Origin of the sequence: Streptomyces fragilis, assembly GCF_003112515.1 — a bacterium.
Classification (GTDB): Bacteria; Actinomycetota; Actinomycetes; order Streptomycetales; family Streptomycetaceae; genus Streptomyces; species Streptomyces fragilis.
In genome coordinates this window covers 420,719-435,625 of sequence record NZ_BEVZ01000004.1, presented here as the reverse complement: position 1 = coordinate 435,625, position 14,907 = coordinate 420,719, and the positions used below count along the sequence as shown (strand labels likewise).

Sequence of the window (14,907 nt, the reverse complement as noted above, 5' to 3'; positions counted from 1 at the left end):
CGGGACTCCCGGAGGAGTCGGACTAGGAGGAACGGGCATGACGGAACAGCCGCCGAGGGAAGGCGGGCAGGACGGGCCCCTGCTGCCCTTCGGCCTGGCCGAGGTCACCGGGCCGTCGATGGTGCCCACGCTGCGCCACGGCGACCGCCTGGTGGTGCGCTACGGGGCTCGGGTGCGGCCCGGGGACGTGGTGGTGCTGCGCCACCCGTTCCAGCAGGACCTGCTGGTGGTGAAGCGGGCCGCGGAGCGCCGCGACGGCGGCTGGTGGGTGCTCGGGGACAACGCCTTCGCGGGCGGGGACAGCACCGACTACGGCGTCGTCCCGCCGGACCTGGTGCTGGCCCGGGTGCTGCTGCGGGTGCGTCCGCGCCCGGCCGGTCAGCGGTCGGTGCCCGCGCTGCTGGGCTGGGCGCTCTCCTCGGTGCGGCCGGTGCTCGGCGCCCGGCCCGGCGAGGCCGCCTCCAGGCGCTTGCGGGCCCGGTAGGCGGCCACGTTGGCCCGGGTGGCGCAGCGGTCGGAGCAGTAGCGGCGGGAGCGGTTGGTGGAGGTGTCCAGGAAGGCGTTGCGGCACGGCGCCGCCTCGCACAGGCCCAGCCGGTTCACCCCGTACTCGGTGAGGTGGAAGGCCAGCCCCATGGCGGCGATGGCCGCGTAACCGGCCGTCGCGTTGGACGGATGGTCGGCCAGGTGCAGGTGCCAGAGCGGGCGGCCGTCCTCGTCGCGGTGGTCGTGGCCGGAGATCTGCGGGCTCACCGGGAACTCCAGGAGCAGCGAGTTCAGCAGGTCGACCGCGAGCGTCTCGTCGCCCGAGGCGGCCGCCTCGAAGACCGACCGCAGCCGGCCGCGCACCGACCTCAGGCGGGTGACGTCGGCGTCGGTGGCCCGCCTGGCCGCGCTGCGGTTGCCGCCGAACAGGTCCCGGACGGCGTCCACCGACGTCAGCTCGTCCTTGCCCCGGGCCGGCTCCTCGCTGTTGACCAGACGGACGGCGTAATCCGAGTAATAGGCCAGTTCCACTTGTCGTCCTTACGCGGGGCTCTGTGGTCTCGCGCGTCCGGCGGTAATGGCCGATCGCGAGTACAAGGTATTACCTCGCGGGACGGAAAAGCGAAGGGGCGGTGCGGGTTCCCCCGCACCGCCCCTCCGGGCGTCCTCAACCGACGCAGGCGCCCGTGCCGGGCGGCGTCACAGCACCTTCGACAGGAAGGACTGCGTCCGCTCGTGCCGCGGGTTGGTCAGCACCTCGCGCGGGTCGCCGGACTCCACGACCACGCCGCCGTCCATGAAGACCAGGTTGTCGCCCACCTCGCGGGCGAAGCCCATCTCGTGGGTGACGACCACCATCGTCATCCCGCTCTCCGCCAGGTCCCGCATGACGTCCAGGACGTCGCCGACCAGCTCGGGGTCGAGCGCCGAGGTCGGCTCGTCGAAGAGCATCAGCTTGGGGTCCATGGCCAGCGCGCGGGCGATCGCCACACGCTGCTGCTGGCCGCCGGAGAGCTGCGCGGGGTAGTTCCTGGCCTTGTCGCCCAGGCCCACCCGCTCCAGCAGGTGGTGCGCCCGCTCACGGGCGGCCGCCTTGCTGACGCCCTTGACCTGGATCGGCGCCTCCATCACGTTCTCCGCCGCGGTCATGTGCGGGAAGAGGTTGAAGCGCTGGAAGACCATGCCGATGTCCCGGCGCTGGCGGGCGACCTCGCTGTCCTTGAGCTCGTAGAGCTTGTCGCCCTTCTGCCGGTACCCGACCAGCTCGCCGTCGACGTACAGCCGGCCGGCGTTGACCTTCTCCAGGTGGTTGATGCACCGCAGGAAGGTCGACTTGCCCGAGCCGGAGGGACCGATGAGGCAGAACACCTCACCCTTGCTGACTTCCAGATCGATGCCCTTGAGGACCTCGATGTGGCCGTACGACTTGTGGACGTTCTCGGCCCTGACCATGGGAACCGTCTCGGTCATGCCTGCGCTCCCTTCCGGCTGGACACGGACAGGACCGTGCTCCTGAACGACTGCCACGGGGTGGGCGGAAGCTGCCGGCTGGAACCCTGCGCGTAGTGCCGCTCGATGTAGTACTGACCGACGCTGAGGATCGAGGTCATCACCAGGTACCAGGCGGCCGCGAGGAAGTACATCTCCACAGGCGCGCCCGAGACCTGGCCGATGTCCTGAGTGATGCGCCACAACTCGGCGTACTGCACCACCGAGACCAGCGACGTGGTCTTCAGCATGTTGATGACCTCGTTGCCGGTGGGCGGCACGATCACCCGCATGGCCTGCGGAATCACGATCCGGCGCAGGGTCTTCGAGTGGCTCATCCCCAGCGCGTGCGCCGCCTCCGTCTGGCCCTCGTCGACCGACATCAGACCGGCACGGCAGATCTCGGCCATGTAGGCGGCCTCGTTGAGACCCAGACCCAGCAGCACCGTAAGGAGCGGGGTCATGAAGTCCGACCACTCGTCCTTGTACAGCGGGCCGAGCACGATGTACTCGAAGACCAGGCCGAGGTTGAACCAGACCACCAGCTGCACGAGGACCGGGGTCCCACGGAAGAACCAGATGTAGAACCAGGAGACGGCCCTGGTCACCGGGTTCTTCGACAGCCGCATTACGGCGAGCAGCACGCCGCCGACGATGCCGATCAGCATGGACAGCACGGTCAGCAGGAGCGTCTTGCCGACGCCCTCGAGCACGCGGTCGTCGAAGAAGTAGTCCGGGATCGCACCCCAGTTGATCCTGCCCTGGGAGAACGCCCAGACGATCGAGCCGAGGAGCCCGATCGCCACGAGGGCGGAGACGTACCGCCCGTAGTGCCGGACCGGGATGGCCCTGATGGCCTCCGGCCCCGCCGCGGGAGCGGGGGCCGGACCTGCCGTCTTGTCGATGTCATCAGTCACGGGACTTGCCTTTCGCGTGGCCTACGGCCGCTGGAGCGGTCACTTGCCGCCGTTGATCACGGCTTCCGTGACAGCACCCTCGGATGCGCCCCACTTGTCCAGAATCTTCTGGTACTCGCCGCTCTTGATGACCGCGTCCAGGGCCGCCTTGATGGCGTCGCGCAGCTTGGCGTCGTCCTTGGCGACGGCGATGCCGTACGGCGCCGCCTCGACCTGCTCGCCGACCAGCTGGAAGTCGTTGCCGCCGCCCGAGGTCTTCACCGCGTACGCGGCGACCGGGAAGTCGGAGGAACCCGCGTCGGCGCCGCCGGCGCGCAGACGGGTCTGGGCCTGCTGGTCGTTGTCGAAGGCCTCAAGGGTGATCTTCTTGCCCTTGCCGCACTTCTTCGACTCGGCCTTGGCGAGGTCCTCGGAAACCGTGCCGCGCTGGACGACCAGCTTCTTGCCACACAGGTCGGCCCAGGTCTTGATGCCCTTGTCGTCGCCCTTCTTCGTGTAGATCGAGACACCGGCGGTGAAGTAGTCGACGAAGTCGACGCCCTCGCCGACCTTCTTGCCGGTGTCGGAGTCCACGCCCTCCTGGCGATCCTTGGTGTCCGTCATCGCCGACATCGCTATGTCGTAGCGGCCGGAGCGCAGACCGGTGAGGAGGGTGTCGAAGGTGCCGGTCTCGAACTCGAACTTCACACCCAGCTGCTTGCCGAGGGCGTCGGCGAGGTCGGGGTCGATTCCCGCGGTCTTGCCGGAGTCGTCCTTGAACTCGACCGGGGCGTAGGCGATGTCGGATCCGACCTTGACGACGCCCTTCGCCTTGACGTCCTCGGGCAGCAGATCGGCCAGCGGGGCGGCGGCCGCGGAGGAGCCGGAGTCCTTGGACTTCTTGGCATCGGCCTCGTTGGTCTGGTCGCCGCAGGCGGTGAGCAGCAGCGCGCCGGCGACCGCGAGCGCACCGATCGCAGTGGGGCGCAGCGCGACGGACGGACGACGGGGGGAGCGTGCGGTCATGGTGGGATCCTCCGGCGGGTGGATGGAGTGCGAGCCACCGCCGCGAACACACGGCTTTGGGTGTCGCGCGGGGTAATGACCGCATCTTGCCATTCGGACTCACCCGTTCAGGTGCGCGCCCAGGTCAAAATCGCATAACGGACACGCCCGAAAGCCCAAGAACGGGCAGGAGATGGGCGGCACTTCTCCGGTCATATCCGGAACGGGCCGAAAGATCTCCCGTCCGTCTCGGGATGCGGACGAGTCGCGGAAGCGGTTCGGGTGACCGGGGGCGGAGTGGGGCGACTTGTCCATCTTTCCGGGCATGAGTCATGTCACTGACGTGTGAGGTTCCCGGTATGGACTCGTCCCCGGGATCGTCGTCGGGTAAGAAAGTTCTTTACACCCCACATCGGGGGCTCGGGGCGCGTGTGCGGCGCGCCCGTCGCGCGCGGCCGGTCATGGCATCCCTCCATGGTCGTGCGCGGTGCCCGCCCGCTCCTCACAAGGAGCGGTCACCCTCAACCAAAAAGCCTTAAGGGGTACGACACGTGTCAGCGGAGATCGTCAATCCTCGCAGCGACCACACCATCGAGGGCCAGGACGGCCTCGACTCCATCGACCCGGCGTTCGCCCTGCACCGGGGCGGCAAGATGGCCGTGCAGGCCACCGTGCCGGTCCGGGACAAGGACGACCTGTCCCTCGCCTACACGCCGGGCGTCGCCCGGGTGTGCAGCGCCATCGCCGAGCAGCCCGAGCTGGTCCACGACTACACCTGGAAGTCCTCGGTGGTCGCGGTGGTCACCGACGGCACCGCCGTCCTGGGCCTCGGCGACATCGGGCCCGAGGCCTCCCTCCCCGTGATGGAGGGCAAGGCCATCCTGTTCAAGCAGTTCGGCGGCGTCGACGCCGTGCCGATCGCCCTCGACTGCACCGGCGTCGACGAGATCGTCGAGACCGTCGCCCGGCTGGCCCCGTCCTTCGGCGGCATCAACCTGGAGGACATCTCGGCGCCCCGCTGCTTCGAGATCGAGGACCGGCTGCGCGAGCGCCTCGACATCCCCGTCTTCCACGACGACCAGCACGGCACCGCCATCGTCACCCTGGCAGCGATGCGCAACGCGGCGCGGCTGACCGGCCGGACGCTCGGCCAGCTGCGCGCGGTGATCTCCGGCTCGGGCGCCGCGGGCATCGCCATCGCGAAGATGCTGCTCGAGGCGGGCATCGGGGACGTGGCGGTCGCCGACCGCAAGGGCGTCGTCTCCAGCGACCGCGGCGACCTCACCCCGGTCAAGGCGGAGATCGCCGCGATGACCAACAAGGCCGGCATCAGCGGCTCCCTGGAGGAGGCGCTGGCGGGCGCCGACGTCTTCATCGGCGTCTCCGGCGGAACCGTGCCCGAGCCGGCGGTGGCCTCCATGGCCGACAACGCCTTCGTCTTCGCGATGGCCAACCCCACCCCCGAGGTGCACCCCGAGATTGCCCACAAGTACGCGGCCGTGGTGGCGACCGGGCGGTCCGACTTCCCCAACCAGATCAACAACGTGCTGGCCTTCCCCGGCATCTTCGCGGGCGCCCTCCAGGTGCGGGCCTCCCGGATCACCGAGGGCATGAAGCTGGCCGCCGCGGAGGCGCTGGCCGCGGTGGTCGGCGACGACCTGGCGGCGGACTACGTGATCCCCTCGCCCTTCGACGAGCGGGTCGCCCCCGCCGTCACCGCGGCCGTGGCGGCGGCCGCGCGGGCCGAGGGCGTCGCCCGGGTCTGACCCGGACGTCACCCGTGCGGGTACCCCCGCGGCCCCCGGCGCCCCTCACGGCGCCGGGGGCCGCGGCGTGCGGGGCCGGGACGGTGGGCGGCCTCACGCGGGGCGTGACGGCCACGTCACAGTGCCGGATGGTTCCCCGGGGCCCGCGGGCGACCTAGGGTCGAGGTCATGTTCGCTGCCTACGCCGCACGTATCGACCGTGACCAGCCGCTGAACGGACTCGAGTTGGGGGAGCGCCCCGCGCCCGAGGCGCGCCCCGGCTGGACCACCGTCAACGTGAAGGCCGCCTCGCTCAACCACCACGACCTGTGGTCCCTCAAGGGCGTCGGCCTCGCCGAGGACAAGCTGCCGATGATCCTCGGCTGCGACGCCGCGGGCGTCGACGAGGACGGCAACGAGGTCGTCCTGCACTCCGTGATCGGGCAGACCGGCCACGGCGTCGGCCCCCGGGAGCCGCGCTCCATCCTCACCGAGCGGTACCAGGGCACCTTCGCCGAGCAGGTCTCCGTGCCCACCTGGAACGTCCTGCCCAAGCCCAAGGAACTGTCCTTCGAGGAGGCCGCCTGCCTCCCCACCGCGTGGCTGACCGCCTACCGGATGCTCTTCACCAACGCCGGCGTCCGCCCGGGCGACTCGGTGCTCGTCCAGGGCGCCGGCGGCGGCGTCGCGACCGCCGCGATCGTGCTCGGCAAGGCCGCCGGGCTCAAGGTGTTCGCCACCAGCCGCGACGAGGCCAAGCGCAAGCGGGCCCTGGAACTCGGGGCCGTCGAGGCGGTCGAGAGCGGGGCCCGGCTGCCGCAGCGGGTCGACGCCGTCATCGAGACCGTCGGCGCCGCGACCTGGTCCCACTCGGTGAAGTCGCTGCGGCCCGGTGGCACCCTGGTCATCTCCGGCGCCACCAGCGGTGACGCGCCCTCCCGGGCCGAACTGACCCGGATCTTCTTCCTGGAGCTCAAGGTGGTCGGCTCCACCATGGGCACCAAGGACGAGCTGGAGGACCTGCTCTCCTTCTGCGCCACCACCGGCGTGCGGCCCGTCATCGACGAGGTGCTGCCGCTGGACCGTGCCCGCGAGGGCTTCGAGCGGATGGCCTCCGGCGAGCTGTTCGGCAAGATCGTGCTCACCGCGGGCTGACGCCCGCGCCCCTCACGCGCTCACCCTCGACCTCCGCCGCCCGGTCCCCGACCGGGCGGCGGAGGTTTTCTGTCCCCGCAGGCGTCGGCTTGTCACTCAGCGTTTGTCAATCAGGGTTGACAACGAGGTGGTCTGTCAACCATGGTTGACGACATGACGGAAGCAACGGACCTCGCCGAGCGGGCCGGGGACCGCGATCCCCGTGTGGGACTGCGTGCGGTCACCGCACTGCGGAAGCTGCTGGAGCAACTGGAGGCCGTCCAGGTGCGCAACGCGCGCAACCAGGGCTGGTCGTGGCAGGAGATCGCCGCCGAGCTCGGTGTGAGCAGGCAGGCCGTGCACAAGAAGTACGGGAGGCAGTGATGTTCGAACGGTTCACCAAGGACGCCCGGGACGTAGTCACCGGCGCCGTCGAGCACGCCGAGCGGGCCGGGGACGAACGGGTGGACGAGGGGCACCTGCTGCTCGCCCTGCTCGACCGCAGCGGAAGCCGGGGCTCCTTCGGGCTGGCGGCGCTGGGGCTGGCGGAGCGGCGGGAGGCCGTCGTCGAGTCGCTCGCCGCGGCGCGCCGTCGCGGCGGGCTCACCGGCGCCGACGTGGAGGCGCTGTCGGGGCTTGGCATCGACCTGGACGAGATCGTCTCCCGGGTGGAGGCCACCCACGGCGCGGGAGCGCTCGGCCGCCGCAAGGGCCTCGCAGGCCGCCGCAAGCTGCGCGGGCACCGGCCGTTCACCCGGGGGGCCAGGAACATCCTGGAGCAGTCCCTGCGCGGGGCCCTCGCCCACCGCGAGCGGTACATCGGCGACGAGCACCTGCTGCTGGCCCTCGCCGGCGGCCCGGGCATCGCCTCCGGCGTCCTCGCCGAGCACGGGGTGACTCCGGAGGCGCTGGAACGGGTGCTGTGGGGCGGGGGAGAGGCCGCCGCGAGCTGAAGGGAGGGGCCGGTGCGGGGATCCGGGGGTGCGGGGCCGGCCGCCCGGCACCGACCCCCCGCCCCCTTCCGGCCGCCCGTCCCTGACCGGCCGCCACGAGGCGCCGAGGCGGCGGGCGCCCGCCCGGACGGACGCCGGAGTCAGGCACCCGCCCGGACGGGCACCGGGGTCAGGGCCGCGGGGCGTGGAGTATCGCGGCGATGCGGGCGGCGGCGGTGGCCAGGTGGGCGCGGGCCTCGGAGACCTGCTCCGAGGTGACCCCCCGGTCGCGGGCGGCGTCGCGGACGTCGTCCCGGAAGCGGTCCAGCAGGCGCTCCAGGTCACGGGACGGGTCACCCGTGCCGCTCTCGTGGGCCCACCGGGGCTCGTAGCCGACCTCCAGCCCGTCGGCCACCGGGGTGAAGACGGGACCCGGGGCGGCGTCGGGAACGGGGGCGGGCGCGGGCTTCGTGACGAAGTCCCCGGCGGCGGGTGCGGACGTGGCGGAGTCTCCGGCGGCGGTCGCGGGCTCCGTGGCGGAGTCCCCGGCGGCGGGGGCCGCGTCCTCCTCCGTGGGCGCGGGCCTGCCGAAGGCGCCGTTCCTGCCGAACGGGCCGAACTGACCGAACTGGCCGAACTCCTTGGTGAGCTCGGACAGCCCCTCGCGCAGACCGGTGGGCCAGTCGCCGCGGGCGAAGTGGTCGTGCACCTGCTCCTGGACCCTGCGGGCGATCCGCTCCACCTCCTGCTGCGCCTCCCGCGCCTGCCGGCGGGCCCGGTCGGCCTCCTCGCGGGCGCGGCGGCTCTCGTCCTTCGCCCGGCGGGCCTGTTCCTTCCACTCCTGCCGGGCCCGGCGCATCTCCTCCTTGGCCGCCTGCCAGGCGTCCTTGTCGCCGAAGCCGCCGCCCTCGGTGAACGGGCCGAACGGGCCGCCCTTCGGGGCGCCGCCGCCCCGCGCTCCCCGAGGACCCGCACCCTGGCTCGTGCGGCCCGCGGCGGCGCGCATCTCACGGCGCAGGTCACCGGCCGCGTTGCTCACGTCCGTGCGGATCTCGGCGGCGAGTTCGGCGACCGACTCCAGGATCTCCACCTCCAGGTCGGCCAGCTCGGCGCTGCGGTCGGCGAGCTCCCGGCGGCCGGCGTCGGTGATCGAGTAGACCTTGCGCCCGCCTTCCGTGGTGTGGGTGACCAGGCCCTCCGCCTCCAGCTTGGCCAGGCGCGGGTAGACCGTCCCGGCCGAGGGGGCGTAGAGGCCCTGGAAGCGCTCCTCGAGGAGGCGGATCACCTCGTAGCCGTGCCGGGGCGCCTCGTCGAGGAGCTTGAGGAGGTAGAGGCGCAGACGGCCGTGGGCGAAGACGGGGGGCATGTCAGAGCACCTTCCCGGTGGGAGCGTCACTCGAGCTGTTGTCGGGGGCCTCGGGAGCCTCGGGGTCCGCCGCGGCGGGCCGCCGGAGCAGGGCGATCGAACCGGAGACGGTGGTGGCCCGGATCCGGCCCCTGCCCGCGCCGAGACGGCCGGTCACCCGGCGTGTGCCGGGCCTGCCGCCCACGCGCAGGTCCTCGAAGGCGTTAGAGATGGAACCGGCGGCGGTGTCCGCGTGCACCTCCGCGTCGGTGGGCTCCGGGAGGCGGACGGCGATCTCGCCCGAGACGTTCGACAGCTTGAGGTCGGCGGGGCCGGTGCGGCCCAGGTCGATCATCACCGAGCCGGTCACTGACTCGGCCCGGACGGAAGGGCTGGAGCCCTCCACGACGGTGAGGTCGCCGCCGACGGAACTGAAGCGCAGGTCACCCGTCAGCGCCTGCGCCTCGACGGCGCCGTTGACCGTCGCCGCGGTGACCGGGCCCGCGAGGCCCACGAGGGTCGTGTCCCCGTTGACGCCCTGGACCTCGGTACGGGCCTTGATGCCCGACACCACGGTGGCCGCGCCGACGGTGCCGATCTGTACGGCCGTGCCGGCCGGGACCGCCAGGGACACCACGGCGCGGCGACGCCAGGAACTGCGGTGCAGCAGCCGGTGGAAGTCCTTCCAGAAGAGGTCCCGGTAGGACACCGTCAGCGTGCCGTCCTCGAGGGAGACGTCCAGCGGCTCGCCCTCCAGCTCCGACACCTCCAGGCGGGCACCGGGCTCCTCCGTGCCGACCACGTTCACGGCGCCGTTGACCAGACGGATGTGCAGGGACGTGACGGGCTCGTCGAACGTGAGCTTGAGCGGCTCGGCCACGGACCACTCGGGCATGCGGACCTCCTCGACAGGACGCGGTGTATCGCGTCTTCCGTTACTCACGATATATCGCGGCTCGGGGAAGTCAAGGCGCACGGGGTGCACGAACGGGTGAGCGGAAACGCGCCCCCGGCGCGCCCGGCGGGAGGTCACGGTGAGCGGGCGGCTGCCCGGCAGCGCGCAGCACAGGGCCGGCCCGCGGCCTTGTGCGACGCGGGCACGGTGAAGAGGGGGTGGATCAGTGGCTGCGGGGCGCGTACATGATCACGGCCATCCCGGCGAGGCAGATCAGGGCGCCGATGACGTCGTACCGGTCGGGGCGGTAGCCGTCGGCGACCATGCCCCAGGCGATCGACCCCGCCACGAAGATGCCGCCGTAGGCCGCGAGGACGCGTCCGAAGTCGTCGTCGGACTGGAAGGTGGCCACGACGCCGTACAGGCCCAGCGCGATGACGCCGGCGCCGATCCAGATCCAGCCCTTGTGCTCGCGGATGCCCTGCCAGACCAGCCAGGCCCCGCCGATCTCGAAGAGGGCGGCGACGGCGAACAGGGCGAGGGAGCGAGCGACGGTCATACCGGCCGACCCTACCGACGGCCCGCGGCGCCGGCCGAGCCGCCAGGGACCTCGCAGGGGTTCACGTCGCGCGGAGCGAGCCGTCCCGCGAGGACGTGAGGCCCTACGCCGTTGCGGTGCAAGCCCGCGCCGACGCGGTCCGGCCACGCGCCGCGCGGGCGGCGGGAGGGAGGACTACTCGTCGTCCTCGTCGTCGAGGCGGGCGAGCCAGGTGGCGAGGCGCTCGACCGGAACCTCGAAGTCCGGGTTGAGGTCCACGAAGGTGCGGAGCTGCTCGGCGAGCCACTCGAAGGTGACCTCCTCCTCGCCGCGTCGCTTCTCCAGCTCCTCGATGCCGCGGTCGGTGAAGTACATGGGGTGGTGTCTCCTGCGCGATGGGACGGCCTACGGAAGAAAGGGTAAGGCCCGGACCGGGAACCCCGGTCCGGGCCTCACCTGGAGGGCTGGGAGGACCTACGCCTCGAAGACCTCACGGACCAGCTGCTCCTGCTCGGCCTGGTGACGCTTGGCGGAGCCGACCGCAGGCGAGGAGCCGTGCGGACGCGAGATGCGGCGCAGGCGCTCGGCGGCGGGGACGTCCGCGCCGACCTTCAGGTCGAGGTGGTCGATCAGGTTCAGCGCGATGAACGGCCAGGCGCCCTGGTTCGCCGGCTCCTCCTGCACCCAGAGGTACTTCTCGGCGTTCGGGTACTTGGCGAGCTCGGCCTGGATCTCCTCGCCCGGCAGCGGGTACAGCCGCTCCAGACGGATGATCGCCGTCTCCGTGTCGCCGCGCTTCTTCCGCTCGGCGTCGAGGTCGTAGTAGACCTTGCCGGCGCAGAAGACGACCTTGCGGACCGCGCCCGGGTCGACCGACTCGTCGCCGATGACCGGACGGAAGCCGCCCGTGGTGAACTCCTCCGCCTTCGACGCGGCGGCCTTCAGGCGCAGCATCGACTTCGGGGTGAAGACCACCAGCGGCTTGTGGTGCGGGTTGTGCACCTGCCACCGCAGGAGGTGGAAGTAGTTCGCCGGCGAGGTCGGCATGGCGACCGTCATGTTGTTCTGCGCGCACAGCTGCAGGAAGCGCTCCGGGCGGGCGGACGAGTGGTCCGGGCCCTGGCCCTCGTAGCCGTGCGGCAGGAGCAGGGTGACGCCGGAGGTCTGGCCCCACTTCTGCTCGGCGGAGGAGATGAACTCGTCCACGACCGTCTGCGCGCCGTTGACGAAGTCGCCGAACTGGGCCTCCCACATGACCAGGGCCTCGGGGCGGGCCAGCGAGTAGCCGTACTCGAAGCCCATCGCCGCGTACTCGGACAGCAGGGAGTTGTAGACGTTCAGGCGGGCCTGCTCGTCCGACAGGTACAGCAGCGGCGTGAACTCCTCGCCGGTCTCGCGGTCGATGATGACCGCGTGACGCTGGCCGAAGGTGCCGCGCTGCGAGTCCTGGCCCGCCAGGCGGACCGGGACGCCCTCGAGGAGCAGCGAGCCGACCGCGAGGGTCTCGCCCATGCCCCAGTCGATGGTGCCGTCCTCGACCATCGCCGCACGGCGCTGCAGCTGCGGCAGCAGACGCGGGTGCACGGTGATGTGGTCGGGGATGTTGACCTGCGACTCGGCGATCCGCTTGACGACCTCGCTGGTGATCGCGGTGGTCACCGGGACCGGGAAGCCGGCCTGCGGGTCGTAGCCCTCGGCGGGGACGGGCTGCGCGGTGGCCTCGCGGACCTCCGTGAAGACCTTCTCCAGCTGGCCCTGGTAGTCCTGCAGCGCCTGCTCGGCCTCTTCCAGGGTGATGTCGCCGCGACCGATGAGGGACTCGGTGTAGAGCTTGCGCACCGAGCGCTTCTTGTCGATCAGGTCGTACATCAGCGGCTGGGTGAAGGCCGGGTTGTCCGACTCGTTGTGACCGCGGCGGCGGTAGCAGATGAGGTCGATGACCACGTCCTTGTTGAACGCCTGGCGGAACTCGAAGGCGAGCCGGCCGACGCGGACGACGGCCTCGGGGTCGTCGCCGTTGACGTGGAAGATCGGGGCCTCGATCATGCGGGCCACATCCGTCGCGTACATGGAGGAACGCGAGGACTCGGGGGCCGCGGTGAAGCCGACCTGGTTGTTGATGACGATGTGGACCGTGCCGCCGGTGCGGTAGCCGCGCAGCTGCGACATGTTCAGGGTCTCGGCCACCACGCCCTGGCCCGCGAAGGCCGCGTCGCCGTGGATGGCGATCGGCAGGACGGTGAAGTCCGTGCCGCCCTTGTTGATGATGTCCTGCTTGGCGCGGGAGACGCCCTCCAGGACCGGGTCCACCGCCTCCAGGTGCGAGGGGTTGGCCACCAGCGAGACGGCGATCTGCTCGCCGTCCAGGCCGGTGAAGGTGCCCTCGGCGCCCAGGTGGTACTTCACGTCGCCGGAGCCGTGCATCGACTTCGGGTCGAGGTTGCCCTCGAACTCGCGGAAGATCTGCGCGTAGGACTTGCCGACGATGTTGGCGAGGACGTTCAGGCGGCCGCGGTGGGCCATGCCGATGACGACCTCGTCCAGGCGGGACTCGGCGGCCGAGTCGATCACCGCGTCGAGCAGCGGGATGACGGACTCGCCGCCCTCCAGCGAGAAGCGCTTTTGGCCGACGTACTTGGTCTGCAGGAACGTCTCGAAGGCCTCGGCGGCGTTCAGGCGGCGCAGGATCCGCAGCTGCTCCTCGCGCTCCGGCTTGGAGTGCGGGCGCTCGATGCGGTCCTGGAGCCACTTGCGCTGCTTCGGGTCCTGGATGTGCATGTACTCGATGCCGGTGGTGCGGCAGTACGAGTCGCGGAGCACGCCGAGGATGTCGCGCAGCTTCATCATCGACTTGCCGGCGAAGCCGCCGACGGCGAACTCGCGCTCCAGGTCCCACAGGGTGAGGCCGTGCTCGGTGATGTCCAGGTCGGGGTGCTTGCGCTGCTGGTACTCCAGCGGGTCGGTGTCGGCCATGACGTGGCCGCGGACCCGGTAGGAGTGGATCAGCTCGAAGACGCGGGCGGCCTTGGTGACGTCGTCGTCGTGCGAGGCGTCGATGTCCTTGAGCCAGCGGACCGGCTCGTAGGGGATCCGCAGCGCCTCGAAGATCTCGTCGTAGAAGCCGTTCTCGCCGAGCAGCAGGTTCGACACGATCCGCAGGAACTCGCCGGAGGCGGCGCCCTGGATGACCCGGTGGTCGTAGGTCGAGGTGAGGGTCATCACCTTGGAGATGCCCAGCTTGTTCAGGGTGTCCTGGGAGGTGCCCTGGAACTCGGCGGGGTACTCCATGGCGCCGACGCCCATGATCACCGACTGGCCGGGCATCAGGCGCGGCACGGAGTGCACGGTGCCGATGCCGCCGGGGTTGGTGAGGGAGACCGTCACGCCGGTGAAGTCGTCCATCGTCAGCTTGTTGTCGCGGGCGCGACGGACGATGTCCTCGTAGGCCTGCCAGAACTCGAAGAAGTTCAGGGTCTCGGCCTTCTTGATGGCCGCGACGACGAGCTGGCGGTCGCCGTTGGGCTTCACCAGGTCGATGGCCAGGCCCAGGTTGACGTGCTCGGGCTTGACCAGCGTCGGCTTGCCGTCCTTCTCCGCGAAGGAGTAGTTCATCGACGGCATGGCCTTGACGGCCTGCACCATCGCGTACCCGATGAGGTGCGTGAAGGAGATCTTCCCGCCGCGGGCGCGCTTGAGGTGGTTGTTGATGACGATGCGGTTGTCGAACAGCAGCTTCACCGGGACCGCGCGGACCGACGTGGCGGTCGGCAGCTCCAGGGAGGCGTTCATGTTCTTCGCGACGGCGGCGCCGGGGCCACGGAGCGTGACGTACTCGGGTCCCGTCTTCGCCTCGGTGGCGGGCTCGGCCTTCGCCTTGGCGGGGGCCTTCGCCGCGGGCGCGGCCGGAGCCGGGGCGGCGGCGGGCTTCGCCGGGGCGGGAGCGGGCTTCGCGGGGGCGGCCGGAGCGGCGGCCTGCTGCGGGGCGGCGGGAGCGGCGGCCTGCGCCGGAGCGGCGGCCGGGGCCGGGGCTGCGGGCTGGGCCGGGGCGGCCGGGGCCGGCGCGGCGGACTGCTGGGCGGAGGAGCCCGGCTTGTAGTCGGCGAAGAAGTCCCACCAGGCGCGGTCGACCGAATTCGGGTCCTGGAGGTACTGCTGATAGATCTCGTCGACGAGCCACTCGTTGGCACCGAACGCGGCCGCGGGGTTCTTACCCGCCGAACCTGCGTCGGTCGAGACACTCGAGTTACTGGGGGACTGTGGCGACACGGCGGCAACCGCCCTCTTCCGCTTCACAAGGTTATGGACAGCGGGAACAAAGGCTACGCCTCCCCGGCAGGGATGGTCAGGCCGGGCCCGGTCATCGTCACGCACATCACATCCGCGAGCGTGTTTCGGCGGCGGAAATGGCGGGAAACAACCGGGGTTCCCCTATGAAACAGGTGT

The 14,907-nt window shown here is 71.2% G+C and carries 14 protein-coding genes; 5 read left to right on the top strand and 9 right to left on the bottom strand.

The genetic code is table 11. The annotated features are described in order from the left end of the window. Nucleotides 1-37 precede the first annotated feature (37 nt). Nucleotides 38-484 (top strand): nickel-type superoxide dismutase maturation protease, encoded by a 447-nt coding sequence (gene sodX / locus Sfr03f_RS15170; protein ID WP_108954431.1) that lies wholly within the window; start codon nucleotides 38-40, stop codon nucleotides 482-484. On the opposite strand, the gene Sfr03f_RS15165 is transcribed toward sodX, so the two are convergent. The 4 genes from Sfr03f_RS15165 to Sfr03f_RS15150 form a co-directional block, all read right to left on the bottom strand. Further along, nucleotides 379-1,017 carry a CGNR zinc finger domain-containing protein gene (locus tag Sfr03f_RS15165; RefSeq protein ID WP_108954430.1) on the bottom strand — a complete coding sequence of 213 codons (639 nt, stop codon included), beginning with the start codon at nucleotides 1,015-1,017 and terminating at the stop codon, nucleotides 379-381. The two genes, sodX and Sfr03f_RS15165, sit on opposite strands and share 106 nt — an antisense overlap. Before the next feature lie 168 nt (nucleotides 1,018-1,185). Next, on the bottom strand, nucleotides 1,186-1,956 hold the full coding sequence (locus tag Sfr03f_RS15160; RefSeq protein ID WP_308216764.1) for an amino acid ABC transporter ATP-binding protein: 771 nt from the start codon (nucleotides 1,954-1,956) through the stop codon (nucleotides 1,186-1,188). Continuing rightward, nucleotides 1,953-2,891, bottom strand: a complete 939-nt coding sequence (locus tag Sfr03f_RS15155) for an amino acid ABC transporter permease (protein WP_108954429.1) — start codon at nucleotides 2,889-2,891, stop codon at nucleotides 1,953-1,955. The genes Sfr03f_RS15160 and Sfr03f_RS15155 overlap by 4 nt, the downstream gene beginning before the upstream one ends. A 39-nt stretch (nucleotides 2,892-2,930) precedes the next feature. Further along, nucleotides 2,931-3,896, bottom strand: coding sequence for an ABC transporter substrate-binding protein (locus Sfr03f_RS15150; protein ID WP_108954428.1), 966 nt, complete (start codon nucleotides 3,894-3,896; stop codon nucleotides 2,931-2,933). Nucleotides 3,897-4,426: 530 nt separating this feature from the next. Here Sfr03f_RS15150 and Sfr03f_RS15145 point away from each other — a divergent pair. The 4 genes from Sfr03f_RS15145 to Sfr03f_RS15130 all read left to right on the top strand — a co-directional run bounded on the left by Sfr03f_RS15145 (nucleotide 4,427) and on the right by Sfr03f_RS15130 (nucleotide 7,707). Next, nucleotides 4,427-5,641, top strand: coding sequence for an NAD(P)-dependent malic enzyme (locus Sfr03f_RS15145; RefSeq protein WP_108954427.1), 1,215 nt, complete (start codon nucleotides 4,427-4,429; stop codon nucleotides 5,639-5,641). Between the two features lie 168 nt (nucleotides 5,642-5,809). Then, on the top strand, nucleotides 5,810-6,775 hold the full coding sequence (locus Sfr03f_RS15140; RefSeq protein ID WP_108954426.1) for a zinc-binding dehydrogenase: 966 nt from the start codon (nucleotides 5,810-5,812) through the stop codon (nucleotides 6,773-6,775). 153 nt (nucleotides 6,776-6,928) lie between these two features. After that, on the top strand, nucleotides 6,929-7,138 hold the full coding sequence (locus Sfr03f_RS15135) for an HTH domain-containing protein (RefSeq protein WP_108954990.1): 210 nt from the start codon (nucleotides 6,929-6,931) through the stop codon (nucleotides 7,136-7,138). Continuing rightward, nucleotides 7,138-7,707, top strand: coding sequence for a Clp protease N-terminal domain-containing protein (locus Sfr03f_RS15130; RefSeq protein WP_108954425.1), 570 nt, complete (start codon nucleotides 7,138-7,140; stop codon nucleotides 7,705-7,707). Before Sfr03f_RS15135 ends, Sfr03f_RS15130 begins: the two co-directional genes overlap by 1 nt. Before the next feature lie 169 nt (nucleotides 7,708-7,876). On the opposite strand, the gene Sfr03f_RS15125 is transcribed toward Sfr03f_RS15130, so the two are convergent. The 5 genes from Sfr03f_RS15125 to Sfr03f_RS15105 form a co-directional block, all read right to left on the bottom strand. Beyond that, nucleotides 7,877-9,052, bottom strand: coding sequence for a PadR family transcriptional regulator (locus tag Sfr03f_RS15125; protein ID WP_108954424.1), 1,176 nt, complete (start codon nucleotides 9,050-9,052; stop codon nucleotides 7,877-7,879). Nucleotide 9,053: 1 nt separating this feature from the next. Then, the gene (locus Sfr03f_RS15120; RefSeq protein WP_108954423.1) at nucleotides 9,054-9,926 is read right to left on the bottom strand and encodes a DUF4097 family beta strand repeat-containing protein; all 873 of its coding nucleotides are present in this window, start codon (nucleotides 9,924-9,926) and stop codon (nucleotides 9,054-9,056) included. A gap of 223 nt (nucleotides 9,927-10,149) precedes the next feature. After that, complete coding sequence (locus Sfr03f_RS15115; RefSeq protein ID WP_108954422.1) at nucleotides 10,150-10,485, bottom strand: YnfA family protein; 336 nt, start codon at nucleotides 10,483-10,485, stop codon at nucleotides 10,150-10,152. 174 nt (nucleotides 10,486-10,659) lie between these two features. Then, nucleotides 10,660-10,839: a DUF6104 family protein gene (locus Sfr03f_RS15110; RefSeq protein ID WP_003992906.1), complete on the bottom strand. Its 180-nt coding sequence runs from the start codon at nucleotides 10,837-10,839 to the stop codon at nucleotides 10,660-10,662. A gap of 99 nt (nucleotides 10,840-10,938) precedes the next feature. Next, the gene (locus Sfr03f_RS15105; protein WP_108954421.1) at nucleotides 10,939-14,730 is read right to left on the bottom strand and encodes a multifunctional oxoglutarate decarboxylase/oxoglutarate dehydrogenase thiamine pyrophosphate-binding subunit/dihydrolipoyllysine-residue succinyltransferase subunit; all 3,792 of its coding nucleotides are present in this window, start codon (nucleotides 14,728-14,730) and stop codon (nucleotides 10,939-10,941) included. Nucleotides 14,731-14,907: the final 177 nt, after the last annotated feature.

Bases quoted from the DNA above. Each gene is read 5' to 3' on its own strand.
- Sfr03f_RS15110 (WP_003992906.1), bottom strand. From the start codon at position 10,839: ATGTACTTCACCGACCGCGGCATCGAGGAGCTGGAGAAGCGACGCGGC.
- Sfr03f_RS15160 (WP_308216764.1), bottom strand. From the start codon at position 1,956: ATGACCGAGACGGTTCCCATGGTCAGGGCCGAGAACGTCCACAAGTCG.
- Sfr03f_RS15140 (WP_108954426.1), top strand. From the start codon at position 5,810: ATGTTCGCTGCCTACGCCGCACGTATCGACCGTGACCAGCCGCTGAAC.
- Sfr03f_RS15135 (WP_108954990.1), top strand. From the start codon at position 6,929: ATGACGGAAGCAACGGACCTCGCCGAGCGGGCCGGGGACCGCGATCCC.
- Sfr03f_RS15120 (WP_108954423.1), bottom strand. From the start codon at position 9,926: ATGCCCGAGTGGTCCGTGGCCGAGCCGCTCAAGCTCACGTTCGACGAG.
- Sfr03f_RS15125 (WP_108954424.1), bottom strand. From the start codon at position 9,052: ATGCCCCCCGTCTTCGCCCACGGCCGTCTGCGCCTCTACCTCCTCAAG.
- Sfr03f_RS15130 (WP_108954425.1), top strand. From the start codon at position 7,138: ATGTTCGAACGGTTCACCAAGGACGCCCGGGACGTAGTCACCGGCGCC.
- Sfr03f_RS15150 (WP_108954428.1), bottom strand. From the start codon at position 3,896: ATGACCGCACGCTCCCCCCGTCGTCCGTCCGTCGCGCTGCGCCCCACT.
- sodX (WP_108954431.1), top strand. From the start codon at position 38: ATGACGGAACAGCCGCCGAGGGAAGGCGGGCAGGACGGGCCCCTGCTG.
- Sfr03f_RS15115 (WP_108954422.1), bottom strand. From the start codon at position 10,485: ATGACCGTCGCTCGCTCCCTCGCCCTGTTCGCCGTCGCCGCCCTCTTC.